The following is an 18,973-nucleotide window of genomic DNA, read 5'->3' as shown; positions in this document are numbered from 1 at the left end:
ATAGCTAATTTACAGTCAAAAAAAATGCCTGCGATTAACGCAAGCATTTTATCATTTATTCACTCATTAAACCGTGTGCTTTTAACTTTTTACGCAAAGTACCGCGGTTTAAGCCGAGAATTTCAGCAGCGCGGGTCTGGTTACCACGCGTATATTCTAGAACTACAGATAGAAGAGGCTTCTCCATTTCTGCCAGCACCATGTCATACACCTGAGAAGGTTGCTCGCCTTGCAGTTGTGCAAAATAGTGGCGAACTGCGCGATCTACGTGAATACGAAGAGCGACATCAGATTGTGCAGTAAAAATAGGAGATTTGCTATTCATGCGAATTAATCCGAAAAATCAAATACCACTTGGGTAAAGTGATATATAAAAGTGGTCTATAAATTAAATGAGCTTCTGTTTTAGATCCTAAAACAGAAGCTCTAAAACATGGTCATTACATTGAGCATGTAGCTTGACACATCTCAGCCAGTTGGTCGAAATATAAGCGTAACAATTGTTAAATTTTTGTTACCGACCAAAAATCAAACAAAAAAATCTGCACGATACGCAATAAGTGTTAGAGCGCATTAGCAAGACTGTATTTGTTGTGAAAAATTAGCGAAGAGTTGGCAGCACATAGCTTTCGTGGCGCGTATAATACCATTGTCTACAAAAAAGTGAGCAAGAAAACTGCATTTTTTTTTAGTTTTTTTGTCTTTTTTGATAGTTTTTTTCAATATCAAGGACGAATTATTTCTAAACTATAGCTATCGAAACTTTTTCGCTTGACTGGAACCTGAAAGTCGAATTTAAAAGGACTATTTTGGGGAATACGCTGGATGCTCACTAAACTTTCAATCAGGTATTCTGAAGGTGAAAGCGTATAGGAAGCAGTAATCACCCCATTATCTTTTAAGTCGAGACGCAAAACTGGCATGGCCAGGCTGCGGTCATGATAATTGATCAGCTCACCTGTGAACCGGGTTTGCTTTGAATCTGATGCCGTGACTTTAACATTCCTGGTATTAATCAGGTCGTAATGTTCTTCCATATTAGAACAATTGAATACATCACAAACAGCATTAAACGCTGTACCCATCACATGACTATTCTTTAAGTACTGTGGATTAAACCAGAAGAACTGAAAAACCAATATGCCGAGTAATAATACATTTATTGCTGTCCAGCCAATATATTGCAAGATAGAGCGCTGACTTCTGTCATCTGTATCTTCTTCCCAGTTCATGGCTGGAAGGGCACTGATGGGCTCGGTACTAAAATAGTTTAGATTATTCAAATAGGTTTTGAGATCAATATTCGAGTTTTCAACTTTTTCATCAAAAATATGTAGAAGATTGTTGAGGCGAGAAGAAATCTTGCTGTTATATAAGTCTGCATCAAATTGTGATGTAGCTTGAGCTGGACTAAGAGACTCAACATTAGCTTCAGGGGGGGTGCCAGTGGCCGAAGGCTGAGGTTCGGTCACCAGATGAGAAAGTGCATTAAATGAGGTGGTGCATTTGGGACAACAAACCATACCCTGAGCAATGGTTAACTGAGCAACCGTTACTTTGTAGATTGTGAAACAAGTCGGGCAGAGGGTTCGTTTATCACTCATACATTCACGCTTATTTAATTCTTATGGCGTTTACCAGAAATTCGACACCAGTATTCATCACGCTTCGCTACTTCTAATATATCAAAATGATTAGAGTAAATGCTAGTAACATCAGTAACTTGTTCTTCAATAACACCCGCAAGTGCGAATTCACCCTCAGCTTTTACCAATTCTGCAAAATGTGGTTCAAGCATCATCAGTGGACCTGCCAAGATATTAGCAACGAAAACATCTGCCTTTATTGCACCAAGCTCTTCGTTAAATTCTTCCGGTAAGCCTACATAAAGCCGATCAAGTACACCATTAAGTTCGGCATTTTGTTGGGTGGCCAAGACTGCTTGTGGATCAATATCGGTTGCATATGCTTTTTTCGCGCCGAGTAGCAGGGCAGCAACAGCCAAAATGCCTGAACCACAGCCATAGTCGATGACGGTTTTGTCTTTGAGATCTGTTTTCCCCAGCCATTGCAGGCAGAGGAAAGTAGAAGCATGATTGCCTGTACCAAAAGCTAGACCAGGATCGAGCTTGATATTTACTGCATCTGCTTCAGGTGGTTCCATCCATTCTGGCACAATCCAGAACTTGTCAGAAATCTGAATTGGTTCATAAGCATCCATCCAGGTGCGTTCCCAAGCTTGATCTTCCAGAAATTCATGACGGATAGGCGCTTCAGGCATTTGTGCACGAATAAAGGTTTCGAGTGCATCGACATCGATTTCTTCGCCTTCTTCTTGTGCATAAATACCGGTAACAATCACTTTATTCCACAACGGTGTTTCACCTGGAAGTGGTTCAAGTAAATCCTGATTTTCAGCATCATCCAGCGTCACGCTCACCGCACCCAGCGAGCTGAGTAATGTTTCAGTGAAATCAACCTGAGCCTGATCAACCGTAATATGAATTTGTAACCACTTCACAGAAATAACCTTATGTATATCTTTTCAAAAAGCTATTGTAACGGAAGTTCCGGTTTTTGTGCGGCTAGATTGCTGTGCAGGTGTAAATAAAAAAAGGATGCCTAAGACATCCTTCTGAAGGTTTTAGACTTTATCTAATCTAGATTTGTCAGGGGTTTTTGTACCTGAAGCGGTGCAAGTCGATTCAGTAAAGTGCCAAAAATTGCAGCAAATATATACATAAAAATAGAATAAACTGCCGCTGGCATTGCTACTGCTGAGCTGCCAATCACGGTCAGGGCAATCGTCATCGCAAGGGTACTGTTATGAATGCCGATTTCAAAAGCACTGGCGCGGGCTTGAGCGCTATTAATGTTAAGGAGTCGTGGAACCAGATAGCCGATGCCAAGGCTCAGGATACAGAATAAGGCAGTTGCCAGTCCGACTTGAGTCAGATATTCACTTATATTGGCACGTTCCTTCACAATGGTTGCGACAATAATAAGAACCAGAAAAGTAATAGCAAAAATCCGCAGTGGTCGATTCAATTTTGCTGTCACACCTGGTGCATAATGACGAATCAGCATGCCAATCCCAACTGGAATCAGAATAATCGCAAAGACCTGCAGAATTTTGCCAAATTGCAGGCCAACTTGCTGGCTATCCTGCATGAAGTGCAAGATCGAGAAGTTAATAATTAAAGGAAGGGTAATTGCAGCAATGACTGAGTTGATTGCTGTCAAAGTAATATTCAGCGCCAGATCACCTTTGAATAGGTAGCTAAACAGGTTGGCTGTGGCACCGCCTGGAGAAGCAGCCAAGAGCATCAAACCGACTGATAACAGTGGTGGTAAAGCTAGTAGTTTACATAGTACAAAGGCGATTCCCACCAGGATAATCAGCTGACAGAAAAGTGCGATGAGTACAGCTTTGGGATGGCGGGTCACTCGGCTAAAGTCACGTGGGGTAAGTTCAAGTCCAAGCCCCATCATAATGATCGCTAAAGCCAGTGGTAACAATATGGTAATAAAGCCAGAATCCATCTGTATGCTCCTTATTTAAATGTCTTTTTTATCTATTTTTAAGTCCAGCATACAGAGGAAATTATGGTTTATATAGTGTGTTTACAAATCTGATAAACGATGCTTGGATTTCTGATAAATGATGCGTTGACGGCTCAGGATAATGCCAAAAAAAGTGGCAAGAGTGTACATGACAATAGTATAGATACCCGCAGGGATGGCAATAGTATTATTGCCTAATACGGTAATAGCGATAGTTATGGCAACAGCGGTATTATGAATGCCCACCTCAAAGGTACAAGCACGTGCCTGACGGTCTGGAATACCAAGCAGTAAAGGTAGGCAATAACCAATAAACAGGCTGGAAAAGCCAAAAATTACGGTCGCAATTCCGATGCTATTGAAATATTCCATCAGATTATGGCGTTCGCGTACGACTGCAAATACAAATAATGCAATGAGGAAGCCAATTGCGAAAATACGCATTGAGCGATTGACAGTGATTGTGAGCCTTGGGAATTTAGCCCGTAATGCCATACCGAAGATAACAGGAAGTAATATGATAAAAAATACCTGAACCATCTTCATGGCTGGCATGGTAATGGTATCGTCACTGCCCAGGAAAAAATGTAAGGATAAATTAATAATAAAAGGCAGGGTGAAGATCGATATAAAAGTATTAATTGTAGTCAGGGTGAAGTTAAGCGCCAAATCACCTTTATATAGGTAGCTGAACAGATTGGCAGTTGGTCCACCCGGAGAGGCTGCCAGCAGCATTAAACCCACAGCCAGTAGCGGCGGCAAATCTAATATGATACAAATCAGAAAAGCCAGACTGGTCAACAGGATCAGCTGGATAAATAAGGCAATAAAAATGATCTTAGGATAGTTGAGTACACGAATAAAATCCTTCACGCGTAATTCAAGTCCTAACCCCATCATCAAAATTGCCAGCAGCACCGGCAATAAAAAAACGAAAAATACCGAATCCATAGAATGTCCTTTTTATTATTGGATCTTCAGTTTTAAATTCAGTTTAACGTAAATTATTAAATAATCAATAGAAAATGGGCAAAACCTCAATTTTGCCCATTTATTCTTGTATCACTTCAAAGAGTTTTATTTAGGTCGAGGAGGGGTGAAGCCCAAAGCACACTTACCACTAATTTCCCGACCATTAACAGTGGTTGTGGTGTTTCCAGAAGCGTCCTGGCAAGCACTGTAAATTTCAGCTTCATCACCCATTAAGGCTGTTTTGGAGTTGGAAAAAAACTGTGGTTCACAGGTTCCGTTCCAGATAATGCCACGATGAGCAAAAGTTACGGCATCACCAGCTGATTTGCCTTTACAGACTTTCTGATACAAATCTGGATTGTAAACCTTAGCAACCTTATCATTTGCAGTTGCCATACCTGTTACTGATAGTGCACCGAGCATTATTGAAAATAATATTTTCTTATCCATTTATTTCACCTTTTTTCTTTGTGTGGCGTCAAATTTACATCTTAGAAAATACTCAGCTGCACACAATTGCGATCAGGTAACAAATACAAGCTCTATGTATTGATTTATCGGTGTTTTGCTAAAAAATGAAAGATTAAGTGACAATTAAGAAGGTTTATAAAAATACGATAGGGTGACCTTGAATTAATTCCATTGAATTTGTCAACTATTCTGCAATTTTTGCTATAATCTTCGGCTATCCTTTTTTAATCTCTCAAATACCACTATGCACTATCCTAAAGTATACGATGTCATTGTGATCGGTGGCGGTCACGCAGGTACGGAAGCAGCATTGGCTGCGGCGCGTATGGGTCGACAGACTTTACTCTTAACTCACAATATTGAGACTTTAGGGCAGATGAGCTGTAACCCAGCCATCGGTGGTATTGGTAAATCGCACTTGGTGCGTGAAATTGATGCCTTGGGCGGTGCAATGGCACTTGCTGCTGACAAAGGCGGTATCCAATTCCGAACTTTAAACTCACGTAAAGGTGCTGCGGTTCGTGCGACGCGCGCGCAGGCTGACCGTGTACGTTATAAAGCTGCGATTCGTGAAACATTAGAAAACCAAGCGAATCTTGATATTTTCCAACAAGCAGCGGATGACCTGATTGTTGAAGGCGATACCGTTAAAGGTGTAGTAACCCAAATGGGTATTCGCTTTGATGCCAAAACTGTGGTGTTAACTGCAGGTACATTCTTAGGTGGTGTGATTCACGTCGGTCTTGAGAAATCAAGCGGTGGTCGTGCAGGCGATCCACCATCAATTTCATTGGCGCATCGTTTACGTGAATTAAACTTACCTGTGGGTCGTTTAAAAACAGGTACACCACCACGTATTGATGCACGTTCAGTTGATTTCTCTGTAATGACACCACAGCCGGGTGATTTCCCATCTCCGACCATGTCATTCATGGGTGATGCATCTATGCACCCTGAGCAAGTGAACTGCTACATTACGCATACAAATGAAAAAACTCATGACATTATTCGTGGTGGTTTAGACCGTTCACCCATGTATACCGGTGTGATTGAAGGTGTTGGTCCACGTTATTGCCCATCGATTGAAGACAAGATTCACCGTTTTGCCGATAAAGACTCACACCAAGTGTTCTTAGAGCCTGAAGGTTTAGATACACACGAGTTGTATCCAAATGGTATTTCGACTTCACTTCCATTTGACGTGCAATTTGAATTGGTTCGCTCAATTCGTGGTATGGAGAATGCGCACATTCTTCGCCCGGGTTATGCAATCGAATACGATTATTTCAACCCACAAGCGTTGAAATTCACTTTAGAAACCAAAGCGATTAATAACTTGTACTTTGCGGGTCAAATCAACGGTACAACAGGTTATGAAGAAGCAGGCGCACAAGGTTTACTTGCAGGCTTGAACGCTGCACGCCGTGCGTGGGATCAAGAGCAATGGACCCCGAAACGTGATGAAGCGTACATGGGCGTGTTGGTTGATGACTTGATCACTTTAGGTACTAAAGAACCGTACCGTATGTTCACTTCACGTGCGGAATATCGTTTGATGCTGCGTGAAGACAACGCAGACCAACGTTTAACACCAATTGGTCGTGAAATGGGTCTGGTGGATGATGAGCGTTGGGCGGCTTACTGCGAGAAAATGGAAGCGGTTGAACGTGAAACAGGTCGTTTACAACATCTTTGGGCAGCGCCAAACAACCCAATGGGTAAAAAATTCGTTGAGATGACAGGTGCAGACCTTTCTAAAGAATGTTCAGCGATTGATTTGTTAAAACGTCCAAATATTACCTTTGCTCAAATTGCAGAATTAACAGGTTCTGACGTGTCAGCTCAGGTGGGCGACCAGATTGAGATTGCGGTGAAATATGAAGGTTATATTAACCGTCAGCACCAAGATGTTGCGCAAATGAAGCGTTTGGAAGAAACCAAGATTCCTGCTGATTTTAACTATGACATCGTTTCAGGTCTTTCTCGTGAAATTACCTTGAAGTTAAAAGATGTTCGTCCTGAAACGCTTGCACAAGCAAGCCGTATTCCGGGTGTAACCCCTGCTGCAGTTCAACTGGTGATGATCACGATTCGCAAGAATGCACAAACAAAAAAATCTGCCTAAGATTTGATGTTAAAAAACCCGCAAAATGCGGGTTTTTTTATAAATAAAAGTTAATAATCACCTAGATGAATGATTCCATAGTTAAAAGCTACCAATAAAATAAATCATTGAAAAATAATAATAATAATTTTTCATCTAAAAATAGAATCACTGTCATTGTTTTTAAGTCTTATTTGGAGGTGAAAAAGCAAATCCTTACATTTCAAATCCTACCATTGTAGTGCTATTTATTCGAAAGGATTAGATTAATAATTAGGCAGTGGGCTAAGCCAAAAAAAGCCTGGAATTGAGGAAGATGAATCATGATGTTGACACAAAAGGAAAAAATACAAAAATTTCTGGTGATATTTTTGTGTTTCTGGGTCGCATTTTTTGAAGGCTTTGATTTACAAGCCCCTGGAATTGCAGCCAAAGGTATTGCAGAAACGTTTGCACTTGATCAGGTGCAAATGGCTATGTATTTAGTCTCGGCGTTTTTGGTATGTTATTCGGCGCTTTCTTTGGTGGGCGTATCGCGGACTATTTAGGTCAGAAACGAGTCTTAATGCTGTCGGTGGCTATTTTCGGGGTGTTCTTTGCACTTACAGCGATCGCACCAAGTATTGAAATTTTATATGCAGCACGTTTCCTGACGGGGTTGGGCTTAGGGGCTGCGATGCCAACCATGATTTCAGTAGTGGGGGATGAGGCGACTGAACGTAATCGAGGTAAGCTGAATAGCTTAATGTATTGTGGTTTGCCTGTAGGTGCGATTTTTGTTGCCGGGCTGGCAATCTATTTTAAGGATATTAGCTGGCAAACATTATTCCTGATCGGTGGTTTGACCCCCTTGGTTCTGCTGCCTTTCATGGCTATGATTTTAAAAGACAAACCGCGTGCTGTTAAAGTTCAAACGACTGAGCAACAGATCGCAGTACCCAATATGGCTGAAGTACTGTTTAAACAGGAACAATATAAACGTACTGTGCCATTGTGGTTCGGCTTTTTCTTTACCTTAATGATTAACTATATCCTGATCAGCTGGTTACCAAATTTACTGATGGAACAAGGGCTTTCCAAGCAGGAAGCTTTTAGTATCATGCTGATCTTCCAGGTTGGTGCTGTAATTGGTACTTTAGGGCTAGGTTATTTATTAGATCGCCTGAAACTCTGGCAAGTGGCTGCTATCATTTATGTAGGCCTGGCAATTGCATTGATTTTACTCTTTACCAGTAAAGTAATTCCATTGCTGATCTTGGCCGGTTTAATGGGTGGAATTTTCTCTACCGGTGGCCAATCTATCCTGTATGGTATTTCTCCAATCTTCTACTCAGGGGCAGGTAAAGTTACGGGAGTGGGAAGTGCAATTTCACTCGGGCGTTTGGGCGCCATGACTGGTCCACTATTATCTGGCAAGATTCTGGCATTGGGCTTGGGAACAACAGGTATTCTGTGGGCCAGCTTGCCGGCTGTGGTGATTTCTGCTGTGGCAGTCACTGCTTTGTCCCGTTATAAGACACAAAACAAGCACTAATTTAAGTAATCTATCTATGAAAAAAGTCGGTCTGATGGCCGGCTTTTTTTTATTTGAAGATATTTAGACAGATTATTTCGCAGGTAATTTTTGTTAATATAAGTTGAACTAAAAAACGAAATTGAGATATGAGCTATCAGTTAATTGAGCTGGATATAGACGCGACCGACAATATTGCCTGCCTACATTGCCAGCAACAGATTATTAACTGGCAAGAAGAGCAATATGTCCAGCCTTGTGAACATACTCTGTTTATTGCCATGGATATTGGTTTTGAATACATTACCGATGAGTTTGAGCAGACCATGCAACATACTGTGGATGATTTACATGCTAATGATGATCAGGTCAATATGTTCACAGAGTTGACTACTAGTACTTATCCGGAATTTATAATTTTAAAATCGGATCTGGGTGTGGAAGGTTATTCACGTTATATTGGCCTTACCGCTTAAATCTCAGAATGAAAAAAAGCGCCAAATCAATTGGCGCTTTTTTGTGGCTGACTTTAAAAATTAACCTTCAACTTCTTCTTCAACATCATCATCTGCACTGTCCATACCTAGCTCTTTAAGTTTGCGCGTCAATGTATTTCGACCCCAACCTAAAAGCTCAGCAGCATGGCGTTTACGGCCACGCGTTTGCTGAAGGGCTGCATTAATCAGCGTGCGTTCAAACATTGGTGTTGCGATGTCGAGAATCTTCATCTCACCATTTTTTAGCTTTTGAATTGCCCATTGGTTCAGTAGTTCATCCCAATGGTGCGGAGCAACCTGATTCAGATTTGGAATTGGTGCGCCGTTGTCCTGCTGGATAGGAATTTGTTTCAGCTCAGGTGGCAAGTCTTCTGGATAAACTTCACGACCTGTGATCATCACCGTTAACCAGCGACAGGTATTTTCCAGCTGACGCACGTTCCCTTGCCAAGGCAGCTTCTGCATATATTCCTGAGTTTCGGGACGCAGAATCTTCGGATTGACACCAAGCTCTTTGCCTGCACGTGCCAGGAAATGCTGTGCCAGCATTGGAATATCTTCAGAACGGTGTGCCAGTTTAGGAATATGAATACGAATTACATTCAAACGGTGATACAAGTCTTCACGGAAACGGCCATCGTGTACCAGTTTTTCCAGATCCTGGTGAGTTGCTGCCACGATACGCACATCGACCTTAACTGGAATATGACCACCTACACGGTAAAATTCACCATCTGCCAGGACACGGAGTAAACGGGTCTGGGTTTCAAATGGCATGTCTCCAATTTCGTCTAGAAACAATGTACCGCCGTTAGCCTGTTCGAAACGGCCTTGACGTTGGGTATTGGCACCCGTAAACGCACCTTTTTCATGACCGAACAATTCAGTCTCAATCAGGTCTTTTGGAATCGCTGCCATGTTCAGGGCAATAAATGGCTTATTGCTACGTGGTGAATGGCGGTGCAAAGCATGTGCCACCAATTCTTTACCTGTACCGGATTCACCATTAATCAAAACAGTAATATGCGATTGAGATAGACGGCCAATAGCGCGGAATACTTCCTGCATTGCAGGAGATTCACCGATAATTTCAGTCGATTGAATTGTTGGAGCCGCTTTTGCAGATTCCTGTTGCTGTAACTTGGTGATGTGCAGGATGGCACGATTCACCAATGCTAGCGCTTCATCAATATCAAATGGCTTTGGCAGATACTCGAAGGCACCGGTCTGATAACTTGATACTGCAGATTCCAGATCCGAGTGCGCCGTCATAATTATGACAGGCAGATCAGGATTAGTATTCTTGACCTTACCTAAAAAGGTTAAGCCATCAATACCCGGCATTCGGATATCGGTCAGGATCACATCTGGTGCATCCACACTCAGCTGATCAAGTGCTGACTGGGCTTCTTCAAAACTGGTAACGTCGAAACCTTCTTCTTTGAATGTTTTTTCGAGTACCCAACGCATGGCACGATCGTCATCAATCACCCATATTTTATTTCGCGACATGATCTGACTCCCAAGGTAAAAATAAGCTAAATACGGTTTTTCCTGGAACTGACTGGCATTCAATCATTCCGTTATGTTGGTGCATTATATTTTGAGCAATACTGAGGCCCAGGCCGGTTCCTTTGGCACGGCTGGTCACAAGCGGGTAGAAAACGGCTTCAATAATATCGTCTGGTACACCCGGACCATTATCTTCAATGTCGATGCGTACCACTGAACGATGAATCACACCATTAATAGTATATAGACGCTGAATACGGGTTCTTAAAATCAGTTCAGGCTGATGCTCGACAAAGAAGTCTTTGTTTTCAGTCATCGCCTGAACCGCATTCACACAGATATTCAGCATGACCTGAATCAGCTGATCGCGGTCTGCTAAAACTTCTGGCAGGGACAGGTCATAGTCCCGGGTAATTTTAATTTTCTTTTTGGTCTGATTTACAATTAGTGAACGGACACGTTCTAAAGGCTCATGCACGTTGACCATTTCATAGCTTGGCAATTGACGTGAGCCCAGCATACTATCCGCCAGATTTCTCAGGCGATCCACTTCACTGATAATAATATCTGTAAATTCTTTGTATTTCGGATCATCCAGGCTACGTGCGAGAAGCTGTGTTGCACCACGAATACCACCAAGCGGGTTCTTGATTTCATGTGCTACACCACGGATCAACTGGCGCGCCACCTGATGTTGCTGAATATAGTTTTCTTCACGCGAGATTTTTAGCATACGGTCACGCTGATTCAGCTCAATCAGCAATAAGGGGTGATGTGGTTTGCCTGCATTCAGTAGCGAAACCGTGTAATCCACATGAATGTCTTTAAAATTGACAATAATGGTCGCTTCACGGCGGGTATAAGGTTGTCCAGTATGCAGGGTGTTATACAGCGACTCTTCAGTATTGAACTCATCTGTAGGGGCTTGCAGGATATTTAATACCGGTGTGCCAAATGCGCGTAACAAGCTGATATCGAACATGGCCTCGCAGGCAGTATTCAAGTAATAGATATTCAGGTTGCTATCAATCAGCATGACAGCAGTGGTCAGGTTGTCCACCAAAAGGCGATAGTCGATGGAAAGGGGCTGATCCATTAGCGATGGTTTTCCTGTATTAAAATAGCGCAATGGCATCTTCATAAAGCAAAATTTAAAGTCTTAAGTTCTCATTTGATGCACATTAAGCAAAATGCACGCCAACTTTTTAAATAATCCCTAAATTATTGCAATGAAATGGAAGTGGGGTCATGAAGATGCATGATTTGTTAATGGTATAGCTGATAAAAATCAGCATGTAAATCATAAATGTTCAATTTTGGTGCATGTATAATTATATTGAATATTTTATGGCTTTATTTTGGTGCTTGATGTAATCAGTCTCCATTTCAACTGTTTTTATGTTTCGAAAAGACATACAATACGCGCATTCTAGTGGAGCGCAGATTCATGAAGTCCCCCAAAGTCGGTTTTGTTTCTTTAGGTTGTCCTAAGGCATTGGTAGATTCTGAACGAATTTTAACTCAGTTGAAGACTGAAGGTTATGATGTCGCATCGGATTATGACGGTGCTGATTTAGTAGTGGTAAACACCTGTGGTTTTATTGAATCTGCAGTACAAGAGTCTCTAGACGCCATCGGTGAAGCGATGAGCGCGAATGGTCGCGTGATTGTGACGGGCTGTCTAGGTAAAGACGAAGACAAGATTCGCCAAATGCATCCGAATGTCCTGAAAGTGACTGGTGCTGCGGCTTATGAAGAAGTAATGGATGCGGTTCATCAATATGTCCCTGAACCGCCAAAACATAATCCATTTATTGATCTGGTTCCTGAGCAAGGCATTCGCCTTACTCCAAAACACTATGCGTACTTGAAAATTTCAGAAGGCTGTAACCACCGTTGTACTTTCTGCATTATCCCAAGCATGCGTGGTGATCTGGTATCGCGTCCAGTCGGTTCTGTGCTTGAAGAAGCTGCAGCGCTAAAACGTGCTGGCGTAAAAGAAGTACTCGTCATCTCCCAGGATACTTCTGCTTACGGCGTAGATACCAAGTACAAACTTGACTTCTGGAATGGTCAGCCAGTTAAGACCAAATTCTATGATATGTGTGAAGCGCTGGGTCAGTTAGGCATCTGGGTGCGTCTGCACTATGTCTACCCATATCCACATGTGGATGCGGTGATTGATCTGATGGCACAAGGCAAAATTCTGCCATACCTGGATATTCCATTCCAGCATGCCAGTCCTAAAGTATTAAAGCTGATGAAACGCCCGGCGCACAGTGAAAATACATTAGAACGTTTGAAAGTATGGCGTGAAAAATGTCCTGAATTGGTGCTGCGTTCGACATTTGTAGTGGGCTTCCCGGGTGAAACCGAAGAAGACTTCCAAATGTTGTTGGACTGGTTGCAGGAAGCTCAGCTGGATCGTGTGGGTTGTTTCACTTATTCAGCAGTTGAAGGTGCAGCAGCGAATGATCTGCCAGATCACGTGCCGGAAGAAATCAAGCAAGAACGTTATGAACGTTTCATGCAGGTCCAGCAAGCGATCTCAGCAGCCAAGCTGCAAAAGCGTATCGGTCAGAAAATGACAGTGCTGGTCGATGATCTGGAAGAGGAATTCCCGGTTGCTGTAGCACGTTCTTACGCCGATGCACCAGAGATTGATGGGAATGTATTTGTTGAAGATATCGACAAGAGCCTGATTAAGACAGGTGCTTTGCTTGAAGTCGAAATTACCGATGCGGACGAATATGACCTGTTTGCAAAACTGATTTCGATTAAATCAGCCTAATACTTAGATAAAATTAAATGAAATAATTTGGAGTTTGATGATGTTGGATTCTAAAAAGCCGCGTTTTGGCCGTATTTTGCTGAAACTTTCAGGTGAAGCGCTTGCCGGCAACAAGGATATGGGTATTGATGCACCAATCCTTGACCAGATGTCTTTGGCGATTGCACACCTAGTTGGATTGGGTGTACAGGTCGGTATTGTTGTCGGTGGTGGTAACTTGTACCGTGGTAGCCAGTTGCAGAAAGATGGTCTGGTTGGTCGTGTAACCGGTGACCAGATGGGTATGCTGGCAACTGTGATGAACGGCTTGGCATTACGTGATGCGCTGGTACGCCGTAACATCAAGACACGTTTACTTTCAGCATTGCCAATTGGCACCGTTGTAGAATCTTACTCAAGCCGTGATGCGATTCGTCACCTGACGCGTGGTGAAGTCTGCGTATTTGTTGCGGGGACAGGTAACCCGTTCTTTACCACTGATACAGCAGCTTGCTTGCGTGGTATTGAAATTGAAGCGGACCTGATTCTGAAAGCAACCAAGGTTGATGGTGTCTATAATAAAGATCCAAGCAAATTTGAAGATGCTGTTAAATACGAAACCTTAACCTTTGACCAAGTGCTTGATGAAAAACTGGGTGTGATGGATTTAACGGCGATTTGCCTATGCCGTGATCATAACGTACCGCTACAAGTTTTCGATATGAACAAGTCTGGTGCTTTATTGTCCGTTGTGATGGGTGAAAAAGAGGGTACTCACGTTACCAATTAATGACGTGAGCCTTGAAGCACTTTATACTAGTCAAAATTTAGCTTTTACATTTTTTAGAATTAAGTAAGGAAGATCATATGATTAACGATCTTAAAAAAGACGCAGAAGACCGTATGAACAAGTCACTTGACTCGTTGGAGCATGGTTTTGCCAAAGTTCGTACTGGACGTGCGCATCCATCGATTCTGAACGGTGTTATGGTTCCTTACTATGGCTCCGACGTGCCATTGAACCAGGTTGCAAACGTAGGTGTTGAAGATTCACGTACCTTGCTGGTTCAACCATTTGAACGTTCAATGGTTGCTGCAATTGATAAAGCCATTCGTGAATCAGATTTAGGGCTTAACCCGATTACTGCTGACGCAATTCGTGTACCAATGGCTGCGTTAACTGAAGAAACTCGCCGTGACATGCAGAAAGTTGCGCGTAACGAAGCTGAAAACGCTAAAGTTGCGATTCGTAACATTCGTCGTGATGTTTTGGGCGATATCAAAGCTTTATTGAAAGAAAAAGAAATTTCTGAAGATGAAGAACGTCGTGCTTCTGACGAAATCCAGAAAATTACCGATAAATATGTTGCTGAAGTTGACAAACGTTTGGCTGCAAAAGAAGCTGAATTGATGAAGGTCTAATTCATCAATGACCGTTTTTGAAGAGAGTTCCCGTCTTCCAAAACATGTTGCCATCATCATGGATGGCAACAATCGTTTTGCCAAAAAAAATCAGATGCAAAAAGGTGAAGGACACCAGGAAGGTAAAAGCGTTCTTGACCCGATTGTAGAACACTGTAGAAAAAGAAAAATCCAGGCTTTAACTGTATTTGCGTTTTCGAGTGAAAACTGGAATCGTCCGCAGTATGAAGTGGATCTGCTCATGCGATTGCTCGAAGACACCATCCATGAACAGTTACCGCGCATGGAAAAATTCAATATTGCCTTACGCTTTATCGGTGATTGCAGCCGTTTATCTCCAGAGCTGCAAGCTTTAATGTTGCATGCTGAGGAAAGGACTGCTAAGTTCGATAGCATGACGCTCACTATTGCCATTAGCTATGGTGGTATGTGGGATATGGCGCAGGCTGCGAAGCGAATTGCTGCGGATGTTTTAACAAATAAATTAGAACTTGATGCAATTAATGCTGATGTTTTTGGTCAATATGTAAGTCTTAGTGATTTACCACCTGTGGATCTGTTAATCCGTACCGGTGGAGATTTCCGCTTGTCAAACTTCCTGCTCTGGCAGGCAGCTTATGCGGAACTGTATTTTACTGAAACCTTATGGCCAGAATTTACCACGGAAGAACTTGACGATGCCTTTGCCGTATTTGGTGGGCGTGAACGTCGGTTTGGTAAGACATCAGAACAGATTCAGCAAGAGAAACTTGAGAATTAATACATGTTAGAGCGGATTATAACCGCATTGGTTTTGGTGGCTGTTGTACTCAGTTGTATGTTTGCCACTGCTGCATATTACCCAATGTTTGTGTTGATGGTCGTTGCTGCAGGCGTGGCAGGTTATGAGTGGTTTAAACTCATGCCACGTCAGGGGAAAAAAGTAATTAAGCCGTTTGCTTGGGGTTATGGCTTACTCACAGCAGTTCTTTCAGCACTTGCACTTTATTTTTCAGACATCTCCATGCTGCTTTGGGCGGCATCGATTTTGACCTGGATTCTCAGCATCTATTGGGTTAAATCCTATCCTGAATATGATGGGTGGTACAATGTTACTTTAAATGGCATTGGCGTGATCCTGATCTCGGCGGCGGTCACTGCAATCTATTCAGTCTGGCAGAATTCACCTTGGTGGTTAATGTATCTGTTTTTGCTGGTTTGGGGGGCAGACAGTGGTGCCTATTTTATTGGACGCAAGTTTGGCAATAAAAAGCTCGCACCGAAAGTTAGTCCAAACAAATCGGTTGAAGGGTTGTATGGCGGAATCGTCACATCCATGTTGATTGTCATTACAGTCACATTACTTTATCTCGATATCAGTATTCCCGAACTACTTTTATTCCTGATTTTATCAGTATTAACAGTCTTTAGTTCTGTGCTTGGCGACCTGTTTGAATCGATGATCAAACGTCGTGCTGGTATTAAAGATTCGGGACGTATTCTGCCAGGACATGGTGGTGTATTGGACCGTATTGATTCTCTCCTTGCTGCAGCGCCGATTTTTGCTGCAGGCATGTATGTCTTAAAACTAATTGGCGTAGATTTATAAATGTCACAAGCTGTTTGTATACTGGGTGCTACAGGTTCTATTGGGCAAAGTACTTTAAAAATCCTGCAGCGACATCCTGAAGCTTACAGCGTATATGCTGTGACTGCACAAAGCCGTATTGCTGAACTGGTCGAGATCTGTAAGCAGTTTCGACCAAAAATCGCTGTGGTGCCAGCCTCTAAAGTAGATGAACTGGCACAATTGCTGAAACAGCAACAGTTATCCGAAATAGAAATTTTACCAGATGAAGCAGGCTTGATTGCAGTTGCTGAACATCCAGAAGTAGATGTAGTCATGGCGGCGATTGTTGGTGCAGCTGGCCTTTTGCCGACATTGGCTGCGGTCAAAGCGGGAAAACGCGTCCTGTTGGCTAATAAAGAAGCTTTGGTGATGTCTGGTGATATTATGATGCAGGCTGCTCGTGATCATGGGGCTTTATTGCTACCTGTGGACTCAGAGCACAATGCAATTTTCCAGTGTTTGCCGGCGAATTACTTCGATGCTGAGCGTAACGGTCAGCCAAAACTGGGTGTACAGCAGATTCTGTTAACTGCCTCTGGTGGTCCATTCTTAAATCATACTTTCGAGCAGCTGCAGACGGTCACACCAGCACAAGCCTGCAAGCATCCGAACTGGTCGATGGGTCAGAAAATTTCAGTAGATTCTGCAACCTTGATGAATAAAGGTTTGGAACTGATTGAAGCCTGTCATTTATTTGCAGTAAAAGAACAATTTGTTACAGTTGTCGTGCATCCACAGAGTATTATTCACTCCATGGTTCAATACGTAGATGGTTCAACTTTGGCGCAAATGGGTAACCCGGATATGTGTACCCCGATTGCACATGCCTTGGCATGGCCAGAGCGGATCAGTACGCATGTCGCGCCATTAGATTTATTTGTACATTCACAACTGAATTTCCAGCAACCGGATACCCAGCGTTTTCCTGCATTAAAACTGGCACGCCAGGCAATGCAGCAAGGCGGGATTGCGCCTGCTATTCTGAATGCAGCCAATGAAATTGCCGTGGCAGCATTTTTGCATGAAAAAATTACTTTCACTCAAATACCTCAGATAGTTGAACATACGCTGAATTCGATGGACAATCAGACAGCAGATCAGCTGGAAGTGATTCTTCAGGCTGATCGGCAGGCGCGTGATATCGCCCGTCAATTCGTTGTGAATAAAGGAAGTTAAGCCATGAACGCCTTGTTTATTATCGCAGCTGCAATTCTGTTATTAGGTCCCCTGATTGCGATCCATGAATTTGGACATTACTTTGTAGCTCGAAAACTTGGCGTAAAGGTTTTAGTTTATTCGATTGGATTTGGTCCAACGCTAATCAAATGGACTTCAAAAAAATCTGGTATCCAGTATCAGCTTTCTGCTTTGCCATTTGGCGGCTATGTCAAAATGCTGGATGAACGTGAAGGTAATGTACCTGAAGAGGATCTACCGAAAGCATTTAACCGTCAACATCCATGGAAGCGTATCGCGATTGTTGCGGCTGGTCCTTTAATTAATCTTTTCTTTGCAGTGATTCTATTCTGGATTTTATTTTTACCTGCACAAGAGCAGTTAAATACCCGTGTAGGTCAAGTTCTGCCTAATACACCTGCCGCTGCTGTACAAATGCAGCAAGGCGACAAAATTACCGCAGTGGATGGCACCGAAGTCGCAACCTGGGAAAAGCTGAATTATGCCTTGGTTGATCGTGTCGGTGAAACCGGGCTGATTACGATTCAGGCTGAACGTGATGGACAGATAAAAAGTTTCCAATTGCCGATTCAGAGTTTTCTGAAAGATCAGTCACAGTCTCCACTGGATACTTTAGGTTTTATACCGTATCGTCCAGAAATTCCCGCAGTGGTATCTAAGCTCAGTGACGATGGCGCTGCAATCCGCCAAGGCATGAAGGAAGGTGACAAGATCATTGCCATTGATGGGGTGGCGATGAAAAACTGGTTTGATGTGGTACAGGTTGTCCAGGCATCACCAGAAAAATTATTAAAAATAGATGTGTTACGTAATAACCAAGTGGTGCATTTACAGGTGATGCCACAGGCGAAACGTGACAACATGGGTAAAGTGACGGGTATGCTGGGTGTACAAAGTGACCCAGGCAAAATCACAATCCCGGCAGAATATAAACAGACAATTCAATATAGTCCGACTGAAGCACTGGTCATGGCTTTTGACAAAACGACGCAACTGTCTTCAATGATTCTGAACTCGATTGTGAAGATGGTTCGTGGTCTGATTGGTCTGGATAATTTATCTGGTCCAATCACGATTGCCAAAGTGGCAGGTCAAAGTGCGGAAATGGGATGGCAAACTTTTATTTCCTTTATGGCGCTAATGAGTGTAAGTTTAGGGATATTAAATTTACTGCCAATTCCAATGCTTGATGGCGGACATCTGGTTTACTATTTTATTGAATTATTACGTGGTAAACCTGTTTCTGAACAAATACAATTGGTTGGCTTAAAAATTGGTATGGTATTGCTGGGTAGTATGATGCTACTTGCACTATTTAATGATTTTATGCGTTTATAACAAC

17 protein-coding genes and 1 pseudogene are annotated in these 18,973 nt (G+C 42.6%); 10 read left to right on the top strand and 8 right to left on the bottom strand.

The features are described 5' to 3' along the window. Positions 1 to 55 precede the first annotated feature (55 nt). From fis to FSC11_RS08305, 6 genes are all read right to left on the bottom strand, one after another. The gene (gene fis / locus FSC11_RS08330) at positions 56 to 325 is read right to left on the bottom strand and encodes a DNA-binding transcriptional regulator Fis (protein WP_001086304.1); all 270 of its coding nucleotides are present in this window, start codon (positions 323 to 325) and stop codon (positions 56 to 58) included. A gap of 400 nt (positions 326 to 725) precedes the next feature. Then, complete coding sequence (locus tag FSC11_RS08325; RefSeq protein WP_163166268.1) at positions 726 to 1,604, bottom strand: DUF3426 domain-containing protein; 879 nt, start codon at positions 1,602 to 1,604, stop codon at positions 726 to 728. 14 nt (positions 1,605 to 1,618) lie between these two features. After that, positions 1,619 to 2,521: a 50S ribosomal protein L11 methyltransferase gene (gene prmA / locus FSC11_RS08320; RefSeq protein ID WP_048881686.1), complete on the bottom strand. Its 903-nt coding sequence runs from the start codon at positions 2,519 to 2,521 to the stop codon at positions 1,619 to 1,621. A gap of 134 nt (positions 2,522 to 2,655) precedes the next feature. Continuing rightward, positions 2,656 to 3,543 (bottom strand): bile acid:sodium symporter family protein, encoded by an 888-nt coding sequence (locus tag FSC11_RS08315; protein WP_005221741.1) that lies wholly within the window; start codon positions 3,541 to 3,543, stop codon positions 2,656 to 2,658. An 81-nt stretch (positions 3,544 to 3,624) separates the two neighbouring features. Next, a complete protein-coding gene (locus FSC11_RS08310) occupies positions 3,625 to 4,515 on the bottom strand; it encodes a bile acid:sodium symporter family protein (protein WP_163166266.1) in 891 nt (296 codons plus the stop codon). Between the two features lie 126 nt (positions 4,516 to 4,641). Then, a complete protein-coding gene (locus tag FSC11_RS08305) occupies positions 4,642 to 4,986 on the bottom strand; it encodes a hypothetical protein (RefSeq protein WP_163166264.1) in 345 nt (114 codons plus the stop codon). Between the two features lie 265 nt (positions 4,987 to 5,251). Between FSC11_RS08305 and mnmG the strand changes: the two genes are divergently transcribed. The 3 genes and pseudogenes from mnmG to FSC11_RS08290 all read left to right on the top strand — a co-directional run bounded on the left by mnmG (position 5,252) and on the right by FSC11_RS08290 (position 9,100). Continuing rightward, positions 5,252 to 7,132, top strand: coding sequence for a tRNA uridine-5-carboxymethylaminomethyl(34) synthesis enzyme MnmG (gene mnmG / locus FSC11_RS08300; protein ID WP_163166262.1), 1,881 nt, complete (start codon positions 5,252 to 5,254; stop codon positions 7,130 to 7,132). A gap of 302 nt (positions 7,133 to 7,434) precedes the next feature. Then, positions 7,435 to 8,645, top strand: a pseudogene (gene mhpT, locus FSC11_RS08295) (3-(3-hydroxy-phenyl)propionate transporter MhpT). Positions 8,646 to 8,773: 128 nt separating this feature from the next. Further along, the gene (locus tag FSC11_RS08290; RefSeq protein WP_163166260.1) at positions 8,774 to 9,100 is read left to right on the top strand and encodes a hypothetical protein; all 327 of its coding nucleotides are present in this window, start codon (positions 8,774 to 8,776) and stop codon (positions 9,098 to 9,100) included. A gap of 60 nt (positions 9,101 to 9,160) precedes the next feature. Here the strand turns inward: FSC11_RS08290 and glnG are convergent, their stop codons facing one another. Together glnG and glnL are read right to left on the bottom strand one after the other, a co-directional pair. Then, a complete protein-coding gene (gene glnG / locus FSC11_RS08285) occupies positions 9,161 to 10,633 on the bottom strand; it encodes a nitrogen regulation protein NR(I) (protein WP_004894395.1) in 1,473 nt (490 codons plus the stop codon). Further along, complete coding sequence (gene glnL / locus FSC11_RS08280; RefSeq protein WP_004812645.1) at positions 10,620 to 11,729, bottom strand: nitrogen regulation protein NR(II); 1,110 nt, start codon at positions 11,727 to 11,729, stop codon at positions 10,620 to 10,622. Before glnL ends, glnG begins: the two co-directional genes overlap by 14 nt. Before the next feature lie 351 nt (positions 11,730 to 12,080). Here glnL and rimO point away from each other — a divergent pair, with 351 nt between their 5' ends. From rimO to rseP, 7 genes are all read left to right on the top strand, one after another. Continuing rightward, positions 12,081 to 13,424, top strand: coding sequence for a 30S ribosomal protein S12 methylthiotransferase RimO (gene rimO / locus FSC11_RS08275; RefSeq protein ID WP_004894397.1), 1,344 nt, complete (start codon positions 12,081 to 12,083; stop codon positions 13,422 to 13,424). Positions 13,425 to 13,464: 40 nt separating this feature from the next. After that, a complete protein-coding gene (gene pyrH, locus FSC11_RS08270; RefSeq protein WP_004812647.1) occupies positions 13,465 to 14,193 on the top strand; it encodes a UMP kinase in 729 nt (242 codons plus the stop codon). 77 nt (positions 14,194 to 14,270) lie between these two features. Beyond that, positions 14,271 to 14,825 carry a ribosome recycling factor gene (frr, locus tag FSC11_RS08265; protein ID WP_004812648.1) on the top strand — a complete coding sequence of 185 codons (555 nt, stop codon included), beginning with the start codon at positions 14,271 to 14,273 and terminating at the stop codon, positions 14,823 to 14,825. Between the two features lie 7 nt (positions 14,826 to 14,832). Further along, positions 14,833 to 15,585 (top strand): polyprenyl diphosphate synthase, encoded by a 753-nt coding sequence (gene uppS / locus FSC11_RS08260; protein WP_163166258.1) that lies wholly within the window; start codon positions 14,833 to 14,835, stop codon positions 15,583 to 15,585. A 3-nt stretch (positions 15,586 to 15,588) separates the two neighbouring features. Next, positions 15,589 to 16,413, top strand: coding sequence for a phosphatidate cytidylyltransferase (locus FSC11_RS08255; RefSeq protein WP_163166256.1), 825 nt, complete (start codon positions 15,589 to 15,591; stop codon positions 16,411 to 16,413). Further along, positions 16,414 to 17,610: a 1-deoxy-D-xylulose-5-phosphate reductoisomerase gene (gene ispC, locus FSC11_RS08250; RefSeq protein WP_163166254.1), complete on the top strand. Its 1,197-nt coding sequence runs from the start codon at positions 16,414 to 16,416 to the stop codon at positions 17,608 to 17,610. It begins immediately after the preceding gene. Positions 17,611 to 17,613: 3 nt separating this feature from the next. Next, positions 17,614 to 18,969: an RIP metalloprotease RseP gene (gene rseP / locus FSC11_RS08245; RefSeq protein ID WP_004812654.1), complete on the top strand. Its 1,356-nt coding sequence runs from the start codon at positions 17,614 to 17,616 to the stop codon at positions 18,967 to 18,969. Positions 18,970 to 18,973: the final 4 nt, after the last annotated feature.

Source organism: Acinetobacter schindleri, assembly GCF_010918895.1.
Taxonomy (GTDB): Bacteria; Pseudomonadota; Gammaproteobacteria; order Pseudomonadales; family Moraxellaceae; genus Acinetobacter; species Acinetobacter schindleri.
Note: the sequence above shows the minus strand (reverse complement) of the source record. Positions and strands in the feature narration are given on the sequence as shown.

Excerpts from the sequence above, each read along its gene's own strand:
- fis (WP_001086304.1), bottom strand. The coding sequence starts at position 325 with ATGAATAGCAAATCTCCTATTTTTACTGCACAATCTGATGTCGCTCTT.
- FSC11_RS08325 (WP_163166268.1), bottom strand. The coding sequence starts at position 1,604 with ATGAGTGATAAACGAACCCTCTGCCCGACTTGTTTCACAATCTACAAA.
- FSC11_RS08315 (WP_005221741.1), bottom strand. The coding sequence starts at position 3,543 with ATGGATTCTGGCTTTATTACCATATTGTTACCACTGGCTTTAGCGATC.
- FSC11_RS08310 (WP_163166266.1), bottom strand. The coding sequence starts at position 4,515 with ATGGATTCGGTATTTTTCGTTTTTTTATTGCCGGTGCTGCTGGCAATT.
- FSC11_RS08305 (WP_163166264.1), bottom strand. The coding sequence starts at position 4,986 with ATGGATAAGAAAATATTATTTTCAATAATGCTCGGTGCACTATCAGTA.
- mnmG (WP_163166262.1), top strand. The coding sequence starts at position 5,252 with ATGCACTATCCTAAAGTATACGATGTCATTGTGATCGGTGGCGGTCAC.
- FSC11_RS08290 (WP_163166260.1), top strand. The coding sequence starts at position 8,774 with ATGAGCTATCAGTTAATTGAGCTGGATATAGACGCGACCGACAATATT.
- glnG (WP_004894395.1), bottom strand. The coding sequence starts at position 10,633 with ATGTCGCGAAATAAAATATGGGTGATTGATGACGATCGTGCCATGCGT.
- glnL (WP_004812645.1), bottom strand. The coding sequence starts at position 11,729 with ATGGATCAGCCCCTTTCCATCGACTATCGCCTTTTGGTGGACAACCTG.
- rimO (WP_004894397.1), top strand. The coding sequence starts at position 12,081 with ATGAAGTCCCCCAAAGTCGGTTTTGTTTCTTTAGGTTGTCCTAAGGCA.
- pyrH (WP_004812647.1), top strand. The coding sequence starts at position 13,465 with ATGTTGGATTCTAAAAAGCCGCGTTTTGGCCGTATTTTGCTGAAACTT.
- frr (WP_004812648.1), top strand. The coding sequence starts at position 14,271 with ATGATTAACGATCTTAAAAAAGACGCAGAAGACCGTATGAACAAGTCA.
- uppS (WP_163166258.1), top strand. The coding sequence starts at position 14,833 with ATGACCGTTTTTGAAGAGAGTTCCCGTCTTCCAAAACATGTTGCCATC.
- FSC11_RS08255 (WP_163166256.1), top strand. The coding sequence starts at position 15,589 with ATGTTAGAGCGGATTATAACCGCATTGGTTTTGGTGGCTGTTGTACTC.
- ispC (WP_163166254.1), top strand. The coding sequence starts at position 16,414 with ATGTCACAAGCTGTTTGTATACTGGGTGCTACAGGTTCTATTGGGCAA.
- rseP (WP_004812654.1), top strand. The coding sequence starts at position 17,614 with ATGAACGCCTTGTTTATTATCGCAGCTGCAATTCTGTTATTAGGTCCC.